The sequence below is a fragment of the Pantoea sp. A4 genome (genome assembly GCF_000295955.2).
Lineage (GTDB): Bacteria > Pseudomonadota > Gammaproteobacteria > Enterobacterales > Enterobacteriaceae > Pantoea > Pantoea multigeneris.
In genome coordinates, this window is record NZ_ALXE01000044.1 from 19,382 (window position 1) to 41,541 (window position 22,160).

Genomic DNA, 22,160 nt, shown 5'->3' on the forward strand with positions numbered 1-22,160 from the left:
GCTTACTCCTCGGAAGCGATCCGGAATGCGTTATCCAGATCGGCAATTAAATCTTCGTGATCTTCAATACCGGTTGAAATACGCAGCAACGTCTCGGAAATTCCGGCAGCCGCGCGTGCTTCAGCAGACATGCCCGCGTGGGTCATGGTTGCGGTATGAGAGATCAAACTTTCAACGCCTCCCAAAGACTCCGCCAGCGTAAACAGCTGCAAGGCTTTGAGGAAACGGCGTAGGCGGGCTTCATCACCATCAAACTCGAAGCTTAACATGGCGCCAAAACCGCGTTGTTGACGGGCCGCATACTCGTGACCCGCATTTTCAGGCAACGAAGGATGATACAGCTTTTTCACCAAAGGTTGTTGCTTTAGGTAATCAACTATCGCCAGTGCATTACGCTGTGCCGCCGCCATACGCGGGGCCAGAGTGCGCATACCGCGCAGCAGCAGGTAGCTATCAAACGCGCCGCCTGTTACACCAATATTATTGGCCCACCACGCCATCTCCGTCGCGACCGCAGGATCTTTCGAAACCACAGCACCGGCCACAACATCGGAGTGTCCGTTGAGATATTTTGTGCAGGAGTGGATAACCAAATCCGCACCCAGCGCCAGCGGATTTTGCAACGCCGGGCTCAGGAAGGTGTTATCAACCACACTGACAGCACCCGCTTCACGTGCGGCCTGACAGATGGCCGCGATATCCACTACGCGCAGCAGAGGGTTGCTTGGGCTTTCGACCAGAACCAGTTTAGGTTTTTCCGCCATGGCAGCGGCTAATGCGGCTTTATCGCCCTGATCGACAAATTTCACGCGATAAGCGCCGCGCTTGCTCAGGCTGTCAAACAGACGATAGCTACCGCCGTAGCAGTCATGCGGGGCAACCAGCAGATCGCCAGGCTTCAGAAACACGGTGGTGACCAGATGGATCGCAGACATACCGGTATTGGTCAATACTGCGCCCGCACCGCCTTCCAGTTCTGCCAGGGCGCGCTGCACGACATCACGCGTTGGATTACCGCGACGCGAGTAGTCATGTGCACGAGGCTGGTTGAAATCAAGAAAGTTATAGGTACTGGAGAGGTGAATCGGGGGGACAACGCAGCCATATTGCTCGTCATCATTCAAACCGCTGCGTACTGCGATGGTTGCCTGTTTACGCGTCATGGTGCTTACTGTTCCTGAAGCTGAGAATAAAAGAGGCCACAGGATAACACCCCCAATTTAGACGTCAATACATCTGGACATCTAAATGTCTTTGCGTATAGATTGAGCAGAAGCGCAATACCCGCTAAAATTATGCGTCATCGCCTGTCTGCAGGGTTTATGCCACAGGGATGTACCGATAAAATGCGCATTTTCATCGGTAAGGCATCTGGAAATCGGGCATAATCCCCCCTTTTCCCCACAATTAACTTTTATTGATTAAGGTAAACCATGGCTGAATGGAACGGCGAATATATCAGCCCGTATGCTGAGCACGGTAAGAAAAGCGAGCAGGTCAAGAAAATCACGGTTTCTATTCCGCTGAAAGTTTTGAAGATTTTGACTGATGAGCGTACTCGTCGTCAGGTCAACAACCTGCGTCACGCTACCAATAGTGAACTGCTGTGCGAAGCGTTTCTGCACGCCTTTACCGGACAACCGCTGCCAGATGATGTTGATTTGCGCAAAGAACGCGGCGATGAGATCCCGGAAGAAGCCAAAGTGATTATGCGTGAAATGGGCATCGATCCCGATACCTGGGAATACTGATTTTTAGCCATAAAAAAACCCAGCCTAAGCCGGGTTTTTTTGTAGCCGAATCCAGGGACTCGGCTAGCGAAAACTTATTTTGAACCAGGGATGCTGAAACGCTTGTTGAAGCGATCAACACGGCCACCGGTATCAACAACACGCTGCTTACCAGTGTAGAACGGGTGGCAGTTACCACATACGTCCAGGTTCAGAGTACCGGTCATGGTTGAACGGGTGTTGATCACGTTGCCGCAAGAGCAAGAGATAGATACAGCTTCGTACTTAGGATGGATATCTTTTTTCATGGGAAACCTCAGAAAAGGCCGTGTCGCTCTCCGTGCCAGGTTAACCCTGCACAGCACCACACGCGATTGAACAATAAGTTATGTTTTCTTTGACGAGGAACACCTCACCAAAGGCGGCATATTATACAGCCCAGCCCGCCTGGGTGCAAATAGCACAGAAGATATCCCCTCACGGCGAAAGCCGTTACACTGTTTTTCCTTTTATTCCGCCGGATAGAGATTGCCATGCCCGTTGTTCAGGTCGCCTTACCCGTTCCGTTGCCTCGCCTGTTTGACTACCTGCCTGCAACGGAGAAGTTGCCAGTTGCAGGTGCGCGGGTCAGCGTGCCGTTTGGCAACCGTAAACTGGTTGGCGTGGTGGTCAACATCCGTGATACCAGCGATCTTCCGCTACAACAGCTAAAACCGATTGCAGAAGTCCTGGATAATGAATCCCTGTTCTCCCCTTCCCTGTGGCGTGTTCTGACCTGGGCGGCCAGCTACTATCAATCGCCGCTGGGAGAAGTCCTCAACCATGCGCTACCGGTGTTATTGCGCCAGGGAAAACCGGCGGAAGATGCGCCATTATGGCAATGGGTCATCACTGAATTAGGTCAGGCAACGCTGCCGGAGAGCCTGAAGCGAGCCCCAAAGCAGCAACAGGCGCTGGCAGCCCTGCGGCAAAAGGCGCTCTATCGCCATCAGGTTAGCGACCAGGACCTCACTGAAACCGCACTGCAAGCGCTGCGTAGTAAAGGGCTGTGCGAACTGCATCAACAACGCGCCCAGCCTCACGACTGGCGGACAGATTTTGCCATTCTCGGTGAACGCCTGCGCCTGAATACCGATCAGGCCACGGCAGTCGGGGCGATTCGCGCCGAAGATGACCGCTATGTTCCCTGGCTACTGGCAGGGATTACCGGTTCAGGTAAAACCGAGGTCTATCTCAGCGTGCTGGAAAATGTATTGGCGCGCGGGCAGCAGGCGCTGGTCCTGGTACCGGAAATTGGCCTGACACCCCAGACGATTGCCCGTTTCCGCGAGCGCTTCAAAGCCCCTGTTGATGTGCTGCACTCCGCCTTAAATGACAGTGAGCGTCTGGCGGTATGGCTGCGCGCACGTCAGGGGGAAACCGCTATCGTGATCGGCACCCGCTCGGCGCTGTTTACCCCGCTGGCGCGTCCGGGCGTGATTATCATTGATGAAGAGCATGACAGCTCCTACAAGCAGCAGGAAGGGTGGCGCTATCATGCACGCGACCTGGCCGTACTGCGCGCACGTGAAGAGGGCATCCCGATTGTCATGGGCTCAGCGACACCTGCACTGGAGACGTTGCACAATGTCACCAGCGGCAAATACCGTCAGCTGAATTTAACCCGACGCGCAGGCAACGCCCGCCCGGCATTACAGCAGTTGCTTGATCTTAAAGGTGCGCGCATTCAGGGCGGCTTAGCACCGGCATTAATCAAGAAAATGCGCGAGCACCTGCAAGCGGATAACCAGGTGCTGCTGTTTCTGAACCGTCGCGGCTTTTCTCCCGCGCTGCTGTGCCATGACTGTGGCTGGATTGCCGAATGCCAGCGCTGTGAACACTACTACACCTTACATCAGCAGCAACGCCAGCTCCGCTGCCACCACTGCGATAGCCAACGACCCCTGCCAAACCAGTGCCCTCAGTGTGGATCAACTCACCTGCTGCCGGTGGGAGTGGGAACCGAGCAGCTAGAGCAGCATCTTTCGACGCTCTTCCCGCAGGTGCCGATATCCCGTATTGACCGGGACACCACCAGCCGCAAAGGAGCGCTGGAAAAACATCTGGCGGAAGTCCATCGCGGTGGCGCACGCATTCTGGTGGGCACACAAATGCTGGCTAAAGGACATCACTTCCCTGATGTCACCCTGGTGTCGTTGTTGGACGTGGATGGCGCGCTGTTCTCCGCCGACTTCCGCGCGGCGGAACGCTTTGCCCAACTGTATACACAGGTCGCAGGCCGTGCGGGTCGTGCGGGTAAACAAGGCGAAGTGCTGTTGCAGACCCATCATCCGGAGCATCCGCTGCTCCAGACCTTGCTGCATCAGGGCTATTTTGCGTTTGCCGAACAGACGTTACGCGAACGGCAAATGCTCCATCTGCCACCCTGGACCAGCCATGCAATTTTCCGCGCAGAAGATCTGGATAATCAGCAGGCGGCAGAGTTCCTCACTCAGTTGCGTAATTTGCTGGAAGCCAGCCCATTAAAAGATGCTGCGCTGTGGCTGATGGGCCCAATCCCGGCCTTACAGGCAAAACGCAGCGGCAGGTGGCGCTGGCAACTGCTGATTCAGCACGCTTCGCGGAAACGGCTACAGCAGTTGCTGAGCAGTTCACTGCCGCTGATTAACACCCTCCCCGCCGCGCGTAAGGTGAAGTGGACGCTGGATATCGACCCGACCGAAAGCTAAGGGTGGTTTGCGAGCAGGATCGAAAAAAGTCGTATAACTCACACTTTTTCTGCAAATTAAGTAACAGCCAATGCCAGCAATGGTTTAAAACAGAGCTTCAGCCCACAAATATTCAGGGCTTAGACCGACGTCAGGAGCGATGAGTTGCAGCAGAATCAGCAGTCCCCTTCTATCACAATGAAGGATGTAGCCGAAAAAGCGGGCGTATCCACCGCTACCGTCTCACGGGCGTTAATGAACCCGGATAAAGTCTCTGCCGCCACCCGGCAAAAAGTGGAATCGGCCGCTCAGGCCATCGGTTATGCACCCCATGTCTTGACGCGCAATACTCGCCGGGGTGAAACACAGACCATCCTGATCATCGTGCCCGATATCTGCGATCCGTTTTTCAGTGAAATCATTCGCGGTGTGGAAGAGACAGCAGCAAAGCAGGGCTATATTGTCCTGATTGGCGACTGCGCCCACCAAAATCAGCAGGAAAAATCATTCCTTAACCTGATGCTGACCCGGCAGATTGACGGCATGGTGCTGTTAGGTTCGCAACTGCCGTTTGAAGCCAGCACGGAAGAGCTGCGTAACCTCCCGCCCATGGTGATGGGCAATGAGTTCGCGCCTGAAATGTCGCTGCCAACGGTACATATCGACAACCTGACGGCAGCCTTTGAGGCGGTCAACCATCTGTTGCAGCTTGGACATCGTGATATTGCCTGCATCGCAGGGCCAGAAGAGACGCCGTTAAGCCAGTATCGCCTGGAAGGCTATGTACAGGCTTTACGCCGTAATGGCCTGACGGTCGATCCCCGCTATATTGTAAGGGGCGATTTTACCTTTGAAGCGGGATCGCAGGCGATGAAACAGCTGATGAGCCTGCCAAACCCACCACGCGCGCTGTTCTGTCATAGCGATATTATGGCGCTGGGTGCGATGAATCAGGCTCGTAACCTTGGGTTGCGCATTCCTCAGGACCTCTCGGTCGTTGGGTTTGATGACATCGAGCTATCGCGCTACTGGGATCCCCCACTGACCACGGTGGCGCAGCCGCGTTATCAGATTGGCCGTGAGGCGATGTTGCTATTGTTAGAAGAGCTGCAAGGAAAACGGGTGAACAGCGGTTCAAGGCTGCTGGATGCCGAATTGAAAGTGCGAGGGAGCACCGCACCCGTGGCAAAAACGAAAAAGTAAGGCCACCGCCATGCTATTTTCAGCTTATTCTTAAGGCGAACACGGCTGGTCAAACTATCGACCCTTACAGTAACATTGCGAACTTCTGCCCGGGCGAACATCGCAACGTTTTTCTTGCCCGTTTGGCACTGTCAGTTAAGGAAAGTGAACGAGAGTGGCACAAAGAGATTATGTAGGCCGCGGGCGTTCAACAGGGACGCGTCGCAAAAGCAACAGTCGGGGTAAGAGCAGCAAAGGCGGTTCTGGTGCCTCTAAGGTGATGATAGTACTGGCAGCCGCCGTACTGGTCACGTTTGCGGGTGGGCTATGGTTTATTGCCCATCATAAAAAGGAAGAAGAGAAGGTCATTCCCGACCACAAGACCGTGGGGAATGGCCTGCCACCGAAACCTGAAGAGCGCTGGAAATACATTAAAGAGTTAGAAAACCGCCAACTTACCGTTCCCACACCCACTGAACCTTCGGCGGGTGGCGGCGTTCAGTCCCAGACTCAGCTGACTGATGAACAGCGTCAACTGCTGGAACAGATGCAGGCTGACATGCGCCAGCAGCCCACACAATTAAACGAAGTGCCGTGGAACCAGCAGACGCCGGCTCAACGCCAGCAGACTTTGCAGCAAATGCAAACGCAGCAGCGCCAGCCGCAGCAAGCGCCACAGCCCGTGACGCAACCTTCAGCACAACAGCAATATCAGCATCAACAACAGATGCTCGCTCAACAACAGCGTCAGGAACAGCTACGTCAGCAACAGTTGCAGAATCAACAGCGGCAGCAACAACTGCGCCAACAGCAGTTGCAGGAACAGCAGCGTCAGGAGCAGCAGCGCCAGCAACAACCGGCCCCGGTCACGCGTGAGCAGGATGTCGTGAAAGCTAAACCCGTGGAAAAAGCTCCCAGCCAACGCTGGTTAATTCAGTGCGGCTCCTTCAAGGGAACCGACCAGGCGGAATCCGCGCGTGCTGCTCTGGCATTCGAAGGTTTTGAAAGCCGGGTCAGCAGTGGCGGAGGCTGGCATCGCGTGGTCATCGGTCCCTATAAAGATCGCGCCAGCGCAGACAATGTGCTGAGAAACCTGCGCAGTGGTGGCCATTCAAACTGTATTCCCCTCGCTGCCGGGGGTTGAAACCCGCTAAACCCGCCCCATATCAGGTTGCATGATGCTCCGCGTGAAAATGCGGAGCCCTTTTCCCACAGCAACAAGGGGTCTGCCCGTGACAACAATAGTAAGCATTCGACGTAACGGCCAGGTAGTGATTGGCGGTGATGGCCAGGCTACGCTCGGCAACACCGTAATGAAAGGCAATGTTAAAAAAGTACGTCGTCTCTACAACGACAAAGTGATCGCTGGTTTTGCCGGTGGCACCGCAGATGCCTTCACACTGTTTGAGCTGTTTGAACGCAAACTGGAAATGCACCAGGGACACCTGGTGAAAGCCGCCGTCGAGCTGGCAAAAGACTGGCGTACCGACCGTATGCTGCGTCGACTGGAAGCACTGCTGGCAGTCGCGGATGAGAACGCTTCGCTGATTATCAGCGGCAACGGTGACGTGATTCAGCCAGAAAATGATCTGATCGCTATCGGTTCTGGTGGTCCTTTCGCTCAGGCAGCCGCACGCGCTCTGCTGGAAAATACGGAATTAGGTGCACAAGAGATTGTGGCTAAAGCGCTCGATATCGCTGGCGACATCTGCATCTACACCAACCATAACGTCAATTTTGAAGCACTCCCGTCTAAGGCGTAAGGATCGAAATCATGTCTGAGATGACTCCCCGCGAAATCGTCAGCGAACTGAATCGCTTTATCGTTGGCCAGGATGGCGCAAAGCGCGCTGTCGCTATCGCACTGCGTAACCGCTGGCGTCGCATGCAGCTCGACGAAGAGCTGCGCCATGAAGTCACACCAAAAAACATTCTGATGATTGGCCCAACGGGTGTCGGTAAAACCGAGATCGCCCGTCGCCTGGCAAAGCTGGCAAATGCGCCATTCATCAAGGTTGAAGCGACCAAATTCACCGAAGTGGGTTATGTCGGCAAAGAAGTCGACTCCATCATTCGTGACCTGACTGACTCTGCCATTAAAATGGTGCGCATTCAGGCGATTGAGAAAAACAAATACCGCGCAGAAGAGCTGGCGGAAGAGCGCATCCTTGATGTGCTGATCCCACCGGCAAAAAATAACTGGGGCCAGTCCGAACAGCCACAGGAGCCTTCTGCTGCACGCCAGTCTTTCCGCAAGAAACTGCGTGAAGGCCAGCTGGATGATAAAGAGATCGAAATCGACCTCGCCGCTGCGCCAATGGGCGTAGAGATCATGTCTCCTCCTGGCATGGAAGAGATGACCAGCCAATTGCAGTCAATGTTCCAGAACCTCGGCGGTCAGAAGCAGAAACCACGCAAGCTGAAAATCAAAGAAGCGATGAAGCTGCTGGTGGAAGAAGAAGCAGCAAAACTGGTCAACCCAGAAGAGCTGAAACAAGACGCTATTGATGCCGTTGAGCAGCACGGCATCGTGTTTATCGACGAAATCGATAAAATCTGTAAGCGCGGACAGAGCTCAGGCCCGGATGTTTCACGTGAAGGCGTTCAGCGTGACCTGCTGCCATTGGTAGAAGGTTGCACCGTTTCGACCAAACACGGGATGGTCAAAACCGACCACATCCTGTTCATCGCTTCTGGCGCATTCCAGGTTGCAAGCCCGTCAGACCTGATCCCAGAGCTGCAGGGTCGTTTACCGATTCGCGTTGAGCTACAAGCGCTGACCGTCAATGATTTTGAACGTATCCTGACCGAGCCAAGTGCTTCTGTCACCGTACAGTACAAAGCGTTGATGAACACCGAAGGCGTGAACATCGAATTCACCGAAGATGGTATTCGTCGCATCGCAGAAGCGGCATGGCAGGTTAACGAGACCACCGAAAACATCGGTGCACGTCGTCTGCATACTGTGCTTGAACGCCTGATGGAAGATATCTCCTATGACGCCAGCGATCTCAATGGACAGTCATTTACCATTGATGCTGACTACGTTGGCAAACATCTGGATCAGCTGGTCGCCGACGAAGATCTGAGCCGCTTTATCCTGTAATTCCCCGCTCAGTGAATGCCGAATGCCAGTCAGTTTATGCTGACTGGCATTTTTATTTCTGCCACTCACGCCCCAGGTTTGAACAAACACCGCCCTTTTTATCCCCTGATGCTTTTGCCAACAATCTGTGTATAGCGATATACTTACGGCTCCTGTGGTCAACAGACGAAACCGCTATGAAATACGATACATCTGAACTCTGCGACATCTACCATGAAGACGTGAATGTGGTTGAACCGCTCTTTTCAAACTTTGGTGGTCGCACCTCATTCGGTGGTCAGATAACCACAGTCAAGTGCTTCGAAGACAACGGCTTGTTATACGACCTGCTAGAAGAGAATGGCCGTGGACGCGTACTGCTGATCGATGGCGGTGGTTCCGTGCGCCGGGCACTGGTCGATGCACAACTGGCACGACTTGCTGCGCAAAACGAATGGGAAGGCCTGGTCGTTTACGGCTCAGTACGTCAGGTTGATGAGCTGGAAGAACTGGATATTGGCATCCAGGCGATTGCCGCCATTCCAGCGGGTGCTGCGGGTGAAGGCATTGGTGAGAGTGACGTTCGGGTCAACTTCGGTGGCGTAACATTCTTCTCCGGCGACCACCTCTACGCCGACAATACCGGCATGATCCTCTCTGAAGACGCGCTCGATATCGAATAACGCGCAAAAAAACGGGTGCTTCAAGCACCCGTTAGACGATGGCTGAGGCTGTTACACCTCTTCCATTTTTCCCAGCAGTGAGCGTAAACGTTCCTGCCATGCAATCTGCTCTTCTTTCAGATGCTGATTTTCACGAATCAGGGAATCGTGGTTGCCTGCAGCCTGCTGTGCTTCATTTTTCAGCACGTTGTTCTGCTCTTTCAGCTCTTCAATTTCCATCTGCAGCAAAGTGATGGTATCAATCGCCTGCTGTACTTTCGATTCCAGTTTCTCGAACACTTCAAATGACATCTTTTTGACTCTCCCAAACCTTGCAAGGCGGTGATACTGCTCGCCTCCGCGCAAATCGCAACGCGATCGCACCGAGACAGCAACGATGAATCGATTGTAAGTAGCCTCATCGCGCAAGTCCAGCAACGCAAAGGGTTTGATCTCCAACTGTCACACTTTTCAGCCTATGCTGAAAATTGAGGCGTCACTGAATCCCACCGCAAGAAAAACCAACCCCCCGGCTCGATATGATGGTTTATGAAAGCCACAGCACGCGAAAACGCTCATTTTTTTGACGAGGGACACAAATTTTAATTTCGCTATTTCTCGTTTATGCTCGTTAACGATAAATTCACATCAACCCTACATACAGCTCGGGGTATCTCATGGATGAGCACGACAATTGATAAAATTTAACCTCGCTTCAGGAATACCAACATGAGTCAAACAACAAGTACTCTCAAAGGTCAATGCATCGCCGAATTCCTTGGCACCGGATTAATTATCTTCTTCGGTGCTGGCTGCGTGGCTGCGTTAAAACTGGCGGGTGCCAGTTTTGGTCAGTGGGAAATTTGCATCATCTGGGGTTTAGCTGTCTCCATGGCGGTTTACCTCAGTGCAGGCGTTTCAGGCGCTCACCTCAATCCTGCTGTTACGGTTGCGCTCTGCCTGTTCGCTAACTTCGAAGGCCGCAAAGTTGTTCCCTACATTCTGGCGCAAGTGGCTGGCGCATTTTGTGCAGCCGCGCTGGTATATGGCCTCTACTACAATCTGTTTTATGATTATGAACAAAGCCATCAGATGGTACGCGGCACGGCTGCAAGCCTCGACCTGGCCGGTATTTTCTCTACCTACCCGAACCCACACATTGGTGTTGGTCAGGCGTTCCTGGTAGAAGTGGTGATTACCGCCGTTCTGATGTCAGTGATCATGGCCCTGACTGACGATGGCAATGGCGTGCCGCGCGGCCCACTGGCCCCGCTGTTGATTGGTTTGCTGGTTGCCGTTATCGGTGGATCTATGGGCCCATTGACGGGCTTCGCACTGAACCCGGCACGTGATTTCGGACCAAAGCTGTTCGCCTTCTTTGCAGGCTGGGGTGAGGTTGCCTTTACCGGTGCCCGTGATATCCCATACTTCCTGGTCCCAATTTTTGGACCACTGGTCGGTGCTTGCCTCGGTGCTTTCGGTTATCGCGCCCTGATTAGCCGCCATTTGCCAACTAACCTGGCAACAGAAGAAAAACCGGTCGCGCGCGCTGAGCAGCGTAAAGCGTAAGTTTCACCTTTACTCATTCAGGAAAGCATTATGTCTTCAAATAGTGATAAAAAATATATTGTTGCGCTCGATCAGGGTACTACCAGCTCTCGCGCCGTAGTGCTGGATCACGATGCCAATATCGTTGCGGTTTCCCAGCGCGAATTTACCCAAATCTACCCGAAAGCAGGCTGGGTAGAGCACGATCCGATGGATATCTGGGCTTCACAAAGCTCCACGCTGGTAGAAGTTCTGGCCCACGCAGACATCAGTTCCGATCAGATTGCGGCGATTGGTATCACCAACCAACGCGAAACCACCATCGTGTGGGAAAAAGAGAGCGGCAAGCCGATCTATAACGCCATTGTCTGGCAGGACCCACGTACCGCCGACTACTGTAATAAGCTGAAAAAAGAGGGCCTGGAGGAGTACATCCAGAGCAGCACCGGTTTGGTGATTAACCCTTACTTCTCTGGCACCAAAGTGAAATGGATCCTTGACCATGTCGAGGGTGCACGTGAACGTGCAAAACGCGGTGAACTGCTGTTTGGTACCGTGGATACCTGGCTGGTATGGAAGATGACCCAAGGCCGTGTTCACATCACGGATTATACCAATGCCTCACGTACCATGCTGTTCAACATCCACACCTTAGACTGGGACCAGAAGCTGCTGGATGTGCTCGATATTCCGCGCGAAATGCTGCCAGAAGTGAAGTCTTCTTCTGAAATCTACGGGCAGACCAACATCGGTGGTAAAGGCGGTACACGTATTCCGATCGCCGGGATCGCCGGGGATCAGCAAGCCGCACTGTATGGCCAACTCTGTGTTCAGCCGGGAATGGCAAAGAACACCTATGGTACCGGTTGCTTCATGCTGATGAATACCGGTACTGAAGCCGTGACCTCGAAGAATGGCCTGTTGACCACCATCGCCTGCGGCCCGCGTGGCGAAGTGAACTATGCACTGGAAGGTGCGGTATTCATCGGGGGAGCCTCCATTCAGTGGCTGCGCGATGAGATGAAACTGTTCAGTGATTCACAAGACTCTGAATATTTCGCCACTAAAGTCAAAGACAGCAACGGCGTTTATATGGTGCCTGCGTTCACTGGCCTCGGCGCACCTTACTGGGACCCGTATGCCCGTGGCGCGATCTTCGGCCTGACCCGTGGTGCGAATGCTAACCACATCATCCGTGCGACGCTGGAGTCAATTGCCTACCAGACACGTGATGTGCTGGAAGCCATGCAGAATGACGCCAATACGCGTCTGCAATCACTGCGCGTTGACGGCGGTGCAGTCGCCAACAACTTCCTGATGCAGTTCCAGTCAGACATTCTGGGAACACGCGTTGAGCGCCCAGAAGTGCGTGAAGTGACCGCATTGGGTGCGGCTTACCTGGCAGGCCTTGCCGTTGGCTTCTGGAATGACCTTGAAGAAGTGCGCTCGAAATCGGTGATTGAACGTGAGTTCCGTCCTGGTATTGAGACTACACAGCGTAACTTCCTCTACGCAGGTTGGCAGAAAGCCGTTGCCCGCGCGCAGAAATGGGAAGATCACGAGGAATAATTAACCACCCTCACCCTGGCCCTCTCCCTTAAAGGGAGAGGGTTGGGGTGAGGGAAAAATGGCGTAGCGCTGTGCTACACTCTCTGCCTGTTTTTCCAACTGACATTTCACATGAAACGCGAACTCGCTATCGAATTTTCCCGTGTCACTGAAGCAGCAGCACTGGCTGGCTATCGCTGGCTTGGGCGTGGAGACAAAAACGTAGCCGATGGTGCAGCAGTCAATGCCATGCGCCAGGTGCTCAATACCATTGCCATTGATGGACAGATTGTCATCGGTGAAGGTGAAATCGACGAAGCGCCGATGCTCTACATCGGTGAGAAAGTGGGTACTGGCCAGGGCGATGCGGTCGATATCGCCGTTGACCCTATCGAAGGCACCCGCATGACGGCAATGGGTCAGGCGAATGCGCTGGCGGTGATGGCAGTCGGCGAAAAAGGCAGCTTCCTGCACGCGCCCGATATGTACATGGAGAAGCTGATTGTTGGACCCGCCGCGCGTGGTGCCATCGATTTGCATCTGCCACTGGAAACGAATCTACGTAATATCGCTGCGGCTCTGAATAAACCCCTGACTGAGCTCACGGTCTCCATCCTCGCGAAACCACGCCACGATGCAACGATTGCTCAGCTCCATCAGCTTGGCGTGCGCGTGTTCTCTTTCCCGGATGGCGACGTTGCGGCTTCCATTCTCACCTGCATGCCAGACAGTGAAGTCGATGTGATGTATGGCATTGGTGGTGCACCAGAAGGTGTGGTGTCTGCAGCGGTGATCCGTGCGTTGGATGGCGATATGCAAGGGCGTTTACTGCCTCGCCATCAGGTAAAAGGAGATTCTGAAGAGAACTGCCGCCTCGGCGAAAATGAACTTCAGCGCTGTGCGGAAATGGGCATTGAAGCAAACCGCGTACTGCCACTCTCAGAGATGGCACGCAGCGACAACGTGGTGTTTGCGGCCACCGGTATCACTACCGGCGACCTGCTTAAAGGGATCAGCCGTCAGGGCAATATCGCCAGCACCGAGACGCTGTTGATCCGTGGTAAATCGCGAACCATTCGCCGCATCCAGTCGATTCACTATCTTGATCGCAAAGACGCGGCGTTACTGCCTTTTATTCTGTGACGTGTTGGCTGCCACTTTCCGGATTACGCGAGAGAGGCAGCCAGCAAAGCAGCATCACCAGTGCGGTCAGAAACATCAGCATCCCTACGCTGGACTGATCGTGCTGCGGTAGCAACGCGGAGGCCCAGGCAACAAAACCCGCCCCCAGGTTCTGCAATCCACCCAGCAAAGCACCTGCTGTGCCCGCGAGCCAGGCATAGGGTTCCATCGCGCCAGAGGTAGCCAGTGGGAATAACATACCCGCGCCGAAGAAGAACAGCGCCGCCGGCACCAGCAGCGTCCAGATGTTCATGACCCCGAACCAGGCAGGCAACCACATCAGAAAACCTGCGGCCAGGCAGCTATTCACGCCCGTCCACATCAAACTATTCCAGCTTGCGCCATCGCGCCCCGCATACCAGGCACCAAAAAAGGCCGCCGGGATAGGCAGAATAAACAACACGCTCACCGTCAGGCTACTTAAGCCCAACACGCCGCCCAGCAGAACGCCACAGCTGGCTTCGAATACCGCAATACCGGCCAACGCACCAATCAGCAGTAGTAAAAAACGCACAAAGCGCCCATCACGTAAGAGCAACGTGTAACGCTGGAAAAAAGGTGTCGTGCTCTTCTGCCCGATGCGGGTTTCCGGCAACCAGCGAGACATCGCGCCAGTGACCAACAGACACAGCAGCAGCAAGAAGGCAAAACAGGCGTGCCAGCTAAACCAGCGAGTCAGTGCGGCCCCGACCAGCGGTGCCAGTAGCGGGCTCATTAGCAGACCCATATTGAGCAGGCTATTTGCCCGACGCAGGGACTGACCGTCATACAGATCGCGCGGTAGGGTGCGCGCCATAACACCACCCACACCGGTTCCCATGCCCTGAATCGCACTTCCCAGCACCAGCATATTGAGCGAGGTTGCCATGAGTGAAACGCCAGCACCCAACATAAACAGCAGCATGCCAAACAGAATCACCGGACGCCGTCCGGTGCTGTCAGAAATCGGGCCGTAGATCAGCTGTGATGCGCCATAGGTGATCAAATATGCGGCCATCACACGCGGCATCTCACCGTTTCTTACATTCAAAGCTTCCGCAATTTGTGCCATCGCGGGCACATAAATGGTCTGCGCCATCTGACCAACGGCCAGCAATACCAACAACATAAAAATAATATGGCGATTTTCTAAGGGGGTTTTCATCAAATACCGTAACAAGCATCTAAAATTTAAACGGATAACAGCAGGAAAACAGACATGCTGCCCTAATGGCGGTGCAAAATATCAGTTTCTTGTGACAAAGCGAGGGGGGATGATTCCGCAGTTTGACTATCACGTGTAAAGAAAAATATCCGCCTTGTAAAAACAACAGCACAGAAGGTGATCGTGGGTGCTATCCATTTGATCATTCGGGTCATGCGGGGGTTCAGGCAGTAGAAAAATCACTCGCGGCATCGCAGGATAATCACCAGGTGAAAATAGTCCTACTAAGGAGAACTCATGGCCGAATGGGTCACTGCAAAGGTGCAAGAGATCGAGAACTGGACGGATGCATTGTTCAGCCTGCGCGTCACCGCGCCAATTGATACTTTTACTGCGGGTCAGTATGCCAAACTGGCGCTGGAAGTGAATGGTGAGCGCGTTGTACGCGCTTACTCATACGTTAATGCGCCCAATGATCAGTTGCTGGAGTTCTATCTGGTTACTGTGCCGGAAGGCAAACTCAGCCCACGCTTACAGGCGCTCCAGCCGGGTGATGAGGTGCTGATCACCAAAGAGGCGGCAGGATTCTTCATCCTCGATGAAATTCCGCCGTGCGAAACCTTGTGGATGCTGGCGACTGGCACCGCAATCGGCCCCTACCTGTCGATTCTGCAACAGGGCGAGGGATTAGATCGCTTTGAGAATATCGTCTTGCTACACGCAGTACGCTACGCGGCTGACCTGAGCTACTTACCGTTGATGCAACAGCTACAGCAGATTTATCAAGGCAAGCTGCGCATTCAAACCGTTGTCAGTCGCGAAACCACGGCGGGTGCATTAACGGGACGCGTCCCGGCATTAATTGAAAGCGGCGAACTGGAAGCGGCTGTTGGCTTAAAAATGACGGCAGATTCCAGCCACATCATGCTGTGTGGCAATCCTGAAATGGTACGAGACACACAACAGATGCTGAAAGAGAGCCGTGAAATGCGCAAACACTTCAAACGTAAACCGGGCCACATGACCAGCGAACACTACTGGTAAGTGGGCCTCGCTAAGAAAAAACCAGCCTCTGAAAACAGATGACTTGATTTACCGAGAAAATTCATCGGTTGGCTTTTGACTTTCACGGCAGAAAACCGGTTTAATTTGCAGCTGAGTTTACTGGTCAGGGCCGAAGAAATGAAGAAATTGCCAGGCGTACTCTTACTGAGTATCGCGCTGACAGCCTCCGCCTGTGCTGCCGAAACTTCGCAGCCTGCGGATCCCGCCGCGTCATCCCCCCCGACTGCCTCCTATTTGATGGCGGGCGCGCCCACCTTTGATATGACTATTGCTCAGTTCCGCGAAAAGTTTAATGCCAGCTACGTGGACACACCGTTACTGGAGTTTCGCGCTATCGACAGCGGAGCGGCCTTAACCCGCGCCGCGAGTAAAATTAACGAAACCCTCTATGCTTCAACCGCACTTGAAGCGGGCACTGGTAAGATTAAAACGCTGCAAATCACGTGGCTACCGCTACCCGGTCCAGATCAGAAAGCCGCACAGGCAAAAGCCATGGCTTACATGACTGCACTGCTGCGTTTCTTTGAACCGACGCTCACCGCTGAAACCGGACGTAAAAAGCTCGATTCACTGCTTACTGCGGGAAAAGGAGAACGTTATTTTGCTCGTAGCGAAGGAGCCCTGCGGTTTGTGGTTTCAGATAGCGGAGATAAAGGGTTAACCCTCGCGATTGAGCCGATAAAACTGACGTTGCCACCCACAAACAGCAGCGACAAAACTGATCAAAAGCAGAGCCAGTAGGGTAATAGATCTCTATACTGGGCACAGAAAACACTGCCCCCGGCAGTGCTATTAAACGAAGCGCTTTATGCGGAGGAAAGAATGCGACATCCACTGGTTATGGGTAACTGGAAACTGAATGGCAGCAAGCAACAGACCGCTGATTTAATTGCAGGTTTGAAGCAAGAACTCTCTGGCGTTGATGGCTGTGGCGTGGCTATCGCTCCACCTGCAATCTATCTCGATCAGGCTGCTGGTGCCATTAAGGGCAGCGCTATCAAACTGGGCGCGCAGAACGTTGATGTTAACCTGTCTGGTGCTTTTACCGGTGAAACCTCCGCAGAAATGCTGAAAGATATTGGTGCTGAGTACATCATCATTGGTCACTCTGAGCGTCGTACCTATCACAAAGAGAGCGATGAGTTCATCGCGAAAAAATATGCCGTACTGAAAGCGGCAGGTCTGGTGCCAGTGCTGTGCATTGGTGAGACCGAAGCGGAAAATGAAGCCGGTAAAACGGAAGAAGTTTGTGCACGTCAGATTGATGCTGTACTGACTACTCAGGGCGCTGAAGCCTTTAAAGGTGCAGTCATTGCCTATGAACCCGTCTGGGCGATTGGCACTGGCAAATCAGCAACTCCTGCGCAGGCACAGGCAGTACACAAGTTTATCCGCGATCACATTGCTAAGCAGGATCAGGCGATTGCCGATCAGGTCATCATTCAGTACGGTGGCTCAGTAAACGATAAGAACGCCGCTGAACTGTTCACTCAGCCAGATATCGATGGCGCGCTGGTTGGCGGTGCTTCTCTGAAAGCCGATGCCTTCGCGGTCATTGTTAAAGCTGCCGCTGCGGCTAAAAAAGGCTAATCTCGCCTTAGGGCGGCTCTCAGCCGCCCTGCAAAATCCCACATTGATGATCCTGCAACTCTTCCGGCGAACCACGGTTCAACAGCAGCCAGTTTCTCTCCAGCGCCAATAGTGCCAGTTTGCCATCAGGCAACGCCGCCAGCGCCATGCCATATTTCCCCATTTGATCCTGGGCTTGAGGGACTTCCTGCGCCAGACGGATAAATACGCTCTCCTGTGCCAGTTGATCCGGGGTCAACGTGCGGATGAGGTAGCGATGCTTCTGTAAGGTAAAAGGTTGCCACTGCGCGGTGAGCGAGGCCGCATATTGATCCAGCTGTTGGCGCACCCGTGGTTTCAGGCAGGACATATGAATATGGAGCTGATTTTGCGAACGACCGTATTCAGAATTGATCGCCAGTGCGATAACCCGGTCAGCTACCGGTGCACCGCGTTTTTCACTCATGATGGCTCGCTGTTGCCATGCCAGTGCAAAGAAGTTAGGCGTTGAAGGAACAAGCAGAGTCGGGCTTTCGATACCGGTGATTTTTGCGACCGGCATCAGCAAAAATTGCAGTGGACCATTGAGATCTTTCAACGTCACATAGCCCTGCGCCAGATTGACCTGCTGGCAGGGTGCGGGCACACCGTGTTGTGCCATATCTGGCAAGCACTTCTCGCTGATGATATGCCACAAGGCATCGGAATTCTTTTTGACGTGAAAAGCTTTGAACAGCAGCCCACCGACCAGTACAACCAGTAGCACGCTGATGACAACCAGGGGGCGGTTTCTTCCCTGCATAGCAGTCAATCCTCTCGCTGGAATCTGCCTGCATCCTCGCCTGCGGCGAGCGGAAAGTCACGAAAAAAAACCAGCCCGGAGGCTGGTCTGTCTGAACGAAGGCGATTACGGTTTCATGATCTGGTCGTAAGTACCGCCATCGGCAAAGTGTGTTTTCTGTGCGGCGGTCCAGCCACCAAACTTATTGTCGATGGTGAACAGTTTCACTGGCGCAAAGGTATTAGCGAATTTCTTCTCAACGGCTGCATCACGTGGACGATAGAAGTTTTCCGCGGCAATAGTCTGCCCTTCTGGAGAGTAGAGATATTTAAGGTACTCTTCCGCGACTTTGCGGTTGCCATCCTGATCGACCACTTTATCCACCACCGCGACCGTTGGCTCAGCCAGAATCGATTCGCTTGGCGTGACGATCTCAAATTTATCTTTACCGCCCGGCAGTTTATTAACTGCCATATAGGCTTCGTTTTCCCAGGCAATCAACACATCACCGATGCCACGCTCAACGAAGGTATTGGTGGCACCACGCGCACCGGAATCCTGTACTTCTACGTTTTTAAACAGCGCTTTGACGTATTCCTGCGCTTTGGCCTGATCGCCATGGTTCTGATCCAGCGCCCAACCCCACGCAGCCAGATAGTTCCAGCGCGCTCCGCCTGAGGTTTTTGGGTTTGGCGTGATCACAGAAACGCCTTTTTTCGTCAGGTCGCTCCAGTCGTGAATCCCTTTCGGGTTGCCTTTACGCACCAGGAAGACGATGGTCGAGGTGTAAGGTGCGGAGTTATCCGGGAGACGCTTGATCCAGTCTTTATCGATACGGCCACGCTCAGCGATAGCATCAACATCGGACTGCAACGCCAGCGTTACCACATCGGCACGAATTCCGTTGATGACAGAAGTCGCCTGTTTGCCCGAGCCGCCGTGTGACTGACGCACGATGACGTTATCGCCCGTTTCTTGTTTGTAATGGGCAGCAAACGCTTTGTTGTACTGATCGTACAGCTCACGCGTTGGGTCATAAGACACGTTTAACAGCTGGATATCCTTAGCCAGGACGCTGGTTGAAGCCAGCAACAGGGTGAAACCAATACTCCACTTGTTCATTACGCCATCTCCCAGAATCGTTATGGGCTAAGCGTGACATAAACCTTTCTACGACTAAAAGAATTAAAAAGGAGGATTTATAACCACGGGGAATAAAGGGGTGCTGAGCAGCACCCCGGGCAGAATCAGAACAGTTTTTTGGCCGTATCCAGCCAGTCGCGCTTGAATGGGCGCTTCATGTTCTCAATGGCGTCGATGATGTCATGGTGCACCATCTTCTCATTCTGAATACCGACGCAGCGACCACCGTAGCCCTGCAACAGCAGCTCAATTGAATAGGCTCCCATGCGTGACGCCAGAATGCGGTCATAGGCGCAAGGCGCACCGCCACGCTGGATATGGCCTAACACCGTGGCGCGGGTTTCGCGCTTGGTTTCCGTTTCGATGTAGTGCGCCAGTTCGTCGATATCACAGATGTGCTCAGTGATAGCGACGATGGCGTGTTTTTTACCCTTGGCGATCCCGGCTTTAATTTCTGACAGCAGCTCTTCACGCGTGTAAGGAATTTCAGGCAACACGATAAATTCACAGCCGCCTGCAATCGCCGCCGCTAATGTCAGATCACCACAGTAACGCCCCATCACTTCGACGATAGAAATACGCTGATGCGAAGAAGAGGTATCGCGCAGGCGGTCAATCGCCTCGACCACCGTTTCCAGCGCGGTGAAGTAACCGATGGTGTAATCAGTGCCGGCGACATCGTTATCGATCGTGCCTGGCAGGCCGATGCATGGGAAGCCCATTTCGGTCAGGCGCTTTGCGCCCATGTAGGAGCCATCTCCCCCAATCACCACCAGCGCATCAATGCCGCGCTTTTTCATGTTCTCAATCGCGACCTGGCGCACGTCTTCATTGCGGAATTCAGGGAAACGCGCAGAACCGAGGAAAGTACCACCACGGTTGATCATGTCTGACACGCTGTAGCGGTCGAGATTAATCATGCGATCTTCGTACAAACCCTGATAGCCGTCATAGATACCAAAAACCTCTAGCCCTTCACTCAGCGCTGCGCGGACCACTCCACGAATTGCTGCGTTCATGCCGGGGGCGTCGCCACCACTGGTCAGTACTCCGATTTTCTTAATCATGACAACCTCTGGTTTGTTCAAACGAAGGGTTTTATCTGTAGGCCGGGCGGTAAGGTTCCGGCAAGTAATGGCTGATAGTATATCAAAGGCTCAATGCTGAATTGATTCAGGTCAGATAAGTTTTCACTACTTTTTTGCGGCCTTGCTAGCGAAACGGCAAAATTCCGCCGTTTCCCTGGTATCAGTTAAAAGGCTGGCGAGGCTCTTGCGGTACGACCGAGCAAGGGTCCTGATGAATAATCACATCTGAGCCGGGAAATCTCGCCAGTAAAGCGTGCTCGACACCCACTGCGATATCGTGTGCTTCAACCAACGGCAAATGGTCATCAATTTCCAGGTGCAGTTGGATAAATCGGGTCGGCCCGGACTGACGTGTCCGGAGATCGTGCGCCCCCTGCACCCCGGGCCAGTTTTGCGCAATGGTAAGAATCTCCTGATGATCGGATTCCGGCAGTGCCCGGTCGAGCAGTGACTGAACTGCGTCATAGCCCATACGCAGTGCGCTATAAAGAATATAGACGCCAATCCCCAGTGCAAACAGAGCATCTGCCCGCGTAAAGCCGTAGCTGCTGAGAACCAGTGCCAGCAGGATTGCGCCGTTCATCACCACGTCCGACTGGTAGTGCAGCATGTCAGCCCGCACCGCCTGGCTAGAGGTTTTACGCACGACCCAGCGCTGGAAGGTGACCAGCACCAGCGTGGTAAACAGCGCAATGACAGTAATGATGACGCCAACACCGGGATCGTGTAGCTCTGCAGGGCGAGCCAGATGTTGTAAGCCCGTCAGGAATAGAAACAGAGCGGAGCCGGAGATAAACATACTTTGAGCCAGCGCAGCAAGCGATTCGGCTTTACCGTGGCCAAAGGTATGGTCGCTGTCTGCGGGTTGAAGTGAGTAGCGAACCACCAGCAAATTAGTGAGCGAAGCGCCCATATCCACCAGTGAATCGACCAACGCGGCTAACATACTGACCGAACCGGTGTACCACCAGGCAAAGATTTTGATGATGAGCAGGGAGAATGCCAGCAGAGTGGCAGCCAGCGCGGCGCGCTTAACCAAAGTCGCGTAGGAGTGTTGCATCTGAGATTCATCGCAAAAAGCACATAGTCAGTGAGTCTACCACTCGGTCGATGACAGTACAGCGTTATGCAACATACCAAAACCCCCACTTTTTTGTGAGAAAGGACGGGGCAGTAGACTATTCATGACAGGCAGAAAAATAAATACCTCGGCCTCTGCGTTGAGGTCGAGGCATTCCTCTGCTTAAGCAGTTTTCAATGCATCACACACTGAATCATTTAGATGAACTGCGGCGACCGCCGTGACTGTTCTGTCCACCTTTTCTGCCTGCTTCAGAGGCTTTCTCGCGGTCATTTTTAAAATTCCCGCCGCTATGTTGTCCGCCTTTTTTCCCGGCTTCAGAAGCGCGTTTTGGATCTTCTGCAAAATTACCGGAACCACCACGATGCTCAGCCATAACTTACTCCGTTACTCAGTTGTATTGGATAAGATAAAGGTTTGCAGTATTTCCCTATTTCCCGCAAAGAGATCTGACAATGTTTCACACATGCATATTCGACACTTATCAGCATTTCCGTTTGCGACAGGACTTAGTGTAGAGCAAGTCTGATATTCTGCCAGCCTGACGACTAAGCAAGGTAATACACTGAATACCATGGATTAAATCCAGGTAAATTATAAACCCCCTATGAGATTAAAAATACTCGCACAGAAAATCACTATTC

Annotated in this window: 22 protein-coding genes; 13 read left to right on the top strand and 9 right to left on the bottom strand. The window is 53.4% G+C overall.

The window, feature by feature from the left end; translation table 11 throughout:
- Window positions 1-2 precede the first annotated feature (2 nt).
- Window positions 3-1,163: a cystathionine gamma-synthase gene (gene metB, locus B880_RS0117760; protein ID WP_017348799.1), complete on the bottom strand. Its 1,161-nt coding sequence runs from the start codon at window positions 1,161-1,163 to the stop codon at window positions 3-5.
- Between the two features lie 270 nt (window positions 1,164-1,433).
- Between metB and metJ the strand changes: the two genes are divergently transcribed.
- Entirely contained in the window at window positions 1,434-1,751 is a 318-nt protein-coding gene (metJ, locus tag B880_RS0117765; RefSeq protein WP_017348800.1) for a met regulon transcriptional regulator MetJ, read from the top strand.
- 74 nt (window positions 1,752-1,825) lie between these two features.
- Here metJ and rpmE read toward each other — a convergent pair whose 3' ends face one another.
- Window positions 1,826-2,038: a 50S ribosomal protein L31 gene (rpmE, locus tag B880_RS0117770; RefSeq protein ID WP_017348801.1), complete on the bottom strand. Its 213-nt coding sequence runs from the start codon at window positions 2,036-2,038 to the stop codon at window positions 1,826-1,828.
- 225 nt (window positions 2,039-2,263) lie between these two features.
- Here rpmE and priA point away from each other — a divergent pair, with 225 nt between their 5' ends.
- The 6 genes from priA (at window position 2,264) to rraA (ending at window position 9,388) form a co-directional block, all read left to right on the top strand.
- Window positions 2,264-4,459: a primosomal protein N' gene (priA, locus tag B880_RS0117775; RefSeq protein ID WP_017348802.1), complete on the top strand. Its 2,196-nt coding sequence runs from the start codon at window positions 2,264-2,266 to the stop codon at window positions 4,457-4,459.
- A gap of 144 nt (window positions 4,460-4,603) precedes the next feature.
- On the top strand, window positions 4,604-5,641 hold the full coding sequence (gene cytR, locus B880_RS0117780; protein ID WP_017348803.1) for a DNA-binding transcriptional regulator CytR: 1,038 nt from the start codon (window positions 4,604-4,606) through the stop codon (window positions 5,639-5,641).
- Window positions 5,642-5,795: 154 nt separating this feature from the next.
- Complete coding sequence (ftsN, locus tag B880_RS0117785) at window positions 5,796-6,764, top strand: cell division protein FtsN (RefSeq protein ID WP_020376728.1); 969 nt, start codon at window positions 5,796-5,798, stop codon at window positions 6,762-6,764.
- A gap of 88 nt (window positions 6,765-6,852) precedes the next feature.
- Entirely contained in the window at window positions 6,853-7,383 is a 531-nt protein-coding gene (gene hslV, locus B880_RS0117790; RefSeq protein ID WP_071524416.1) for an ATP-dependent protease subunit HslV, read from the top strand.
- An 11-nt stretch (window positions 7,384-7,394) separates the two neighbouring features.
- Entirely contained in the window at window positions 7,395-8,726 is a 1,332-nt protein-coding gene (hslU, locus tag B880_RS0117795; RefSeq protein WP_017348808.1) for an HslU--HslV peptidase ATPase subunit, read from the top strand.
- A 176-nt stretch (window positions 8,727-8,902) separates the two neighbouring features.
- The gene (gene rraA, locus B880_RS0117800; RefSeq protein ID WP_017348809.1) at window positions 8,903-9,388 is read left to right on the top strand and encodes a ribonuclease E activity regulator RraA; all 486 of its coding nucleotides are present in this window, start codon (window positions 8,903-8,905) and stop codon (window positions 9,386-9,388) included.
- 51 nt (window positions 9,389-9,439) lie between these two features.
- Here the strand turns inward: rraA and zapB are convergent, their stop codons facing one another.
- The gene (gene zapB / locus B880_RS0117805; protein WP_017348810.1) at window positions 9,440-9,679 is read right to left on the bottom strand and encodes a cell division protein ZapB; all 240 of its coding nucleotides are present in this window, start codon (window positions 9,677-9,679) and stop codon (window positions 9,440-9,442) included.
- Window positions 9,680-10,096: 417 nt separating this feature from the next.
- On the opposite strand from zapB, the gene B880_RS0117810 reads away from it, so the two are divergent.
- The 3 genes from B880_RS0117810 (at window position 10,097) to glpX (ending at window position 13,606) form a co-directional block, all read left to right on the top strand.
- A complete protein-coding gene (locus B880_RS0117810; RefSeq protein WP_017348811.1) occupies window positions 10,097-10,936 on the top strand; it encodes an MIP/aquaporin family protein in 840 nt (279 codons plus the stop codon).
- Between the two features lie 30 nt (window positions 10,937-10,966).
- A complete protein-coding gene (gene glpK, locus B880_RS0117815; RefSeq protein ID WP_017348812.1) occupies window positions 10,967-12,484 on the top strand; it encodes a glycerol kinase GlpK in 1,518 nt (505 codons plus the stop codon).
- A gap of 111 nt (window positions 12,485-12,595) precedes the next feature.
- Window positions 12,596-13,606, top strand: a complete 1,011-nt coding sequence (gene glpX / locus B880_RS0117820; RefSeq protein WP_017348813.1) for a class II fructose-bisphosphatase — start codon at window positions 12,596-12,598, stop codon at window positions 13,604-13,606.
- Here the strand turns inward: glpX and emrD are convergent.
- Window positions 13,596-14,789, bottom strand: coding sequence for a multidrug efflux MFS transporter EmrD (emrD, locus tag B880_RS0117825; RefSeq protein WP_017348814.1), 1,194 nt, complete (start codon window positions 14,787-14,789; stop codon window positions 13,596-13,598). The two genes, glpX and emrD, sit on opposite strands and share 11 nt — an antisense overlap.
- Window positions 14,790-15,086: 297 nt before the next feature.
- On the opposite strand from emrD, the gene fpr reads away from it, so the two are divergent.
- The 3 genes from fpr (at window position 15,087) to tpiA (ending at window position 17,444) form a co-directional block, all read left to right on the top strand.
- Window positions 15,087-15,833 (top strand): ferredoxin--NADP(+) reductase, encoded by a 747-nt coding sequence (gene fpr / locus B880_RS0117830; protein WP_017348815.1) that lies wholly within the window; start codon window positions 15,087-15,089, stop codon window positions 15,831-15,833.
- A gap of 138 nt (window positions 15,834-15,971) precedes the next feature.
- Window positions 15,972-16,595, top strand: a complete 624-nt coding sequence (locus B880_RS25220; protein WP_051005714.1) for a DUF1454 family protein — start codon at window positions 15,972-15,974, stop codon at window positions 16,593-16,595.
- A gap of 81 nt (window positions 16,596-16,676) precedes the next feature.
- A complete protein-coding gene (tpiA, locus tag B880_RS0117840) occupies window positions 16,677-17,444 on the top strand; it encodes a triose-phosphate isomerase (RefSeq protein WP_017348817.1) in 768 nt (255 codons plus the stop codon).
- A gap of 19 nt (window positions 17,445-17,463) precedes the next feature.
- On the opposite strand, the gene B880_RS0117845 is transcribed toward tpiA, so the two are convergent.
- From B880_RS0117845 to B880_RS0117865, 5 genes are all read right to left on the bottom strand, one after another.
- Window positions 17,464-18,225 carry a CDP-diacylglycerol diphosphatase gene (locus B880_RS0117845; RefSeq protein WP_017348818.1) on the bottom strand — a complete coding sequence of 254 codons (762 nt, stop codon included), beginning with the start codon at window positions 18,223-18,225 and terminating at the stop codon, window positions 17,464-17,466.
- Window positions 18,226-18,330: 105 nt separating this feature from the next.
- A complete protein-coding gene (locus B880_RS0117850; RefSeq protein WP_017348819.1) occupies window positions 18,331-19,326 on the bottom strand; it encodes a sulfate ABC transporter substrate-binding protein in 996 nt (331 codons plus the stop codon).
- Window positions 19,327-19,451: 125 nt separating this feature from the next.
- A complete protein-coding gene (gene pfkA / locus B880_RS0117855) occupies window positions 19,452-20,414 on the bottom strand; it encodes a 6-phosphofructokinase (RefSeq protein ID WP_017348820.1) in 963 nt (320 codons plus the stop codon).
- A 181-nt stretch (window positions 20,415-20,595) separates the two neighbouring features.
- A complete protein-coding gene (gene fieF / locus B880_RS0117860) occupies window positions 20,596-21,495 on the bottom strand; it encodes a CDF family cation-efflux transporter FieF (RefSeq protein ID WP_017348821.1) in 900 nt (299 codons plus the stop codon).
- 214 nt (window positions 21,496-21,709) lie between these two features.
- On the bottom strand, window positions 21,710-21,892 hold the full coding sequence (locus B880_RS0117865) for a general stress protein (protein ID WP_017348822.1): 183 nt from the start codon (window positions 21,890-21,892) through the stop codon (window positions 21,710-21,712).
- Window positions 21,893-22,160 lie beyond the last annotated feature (268 nt).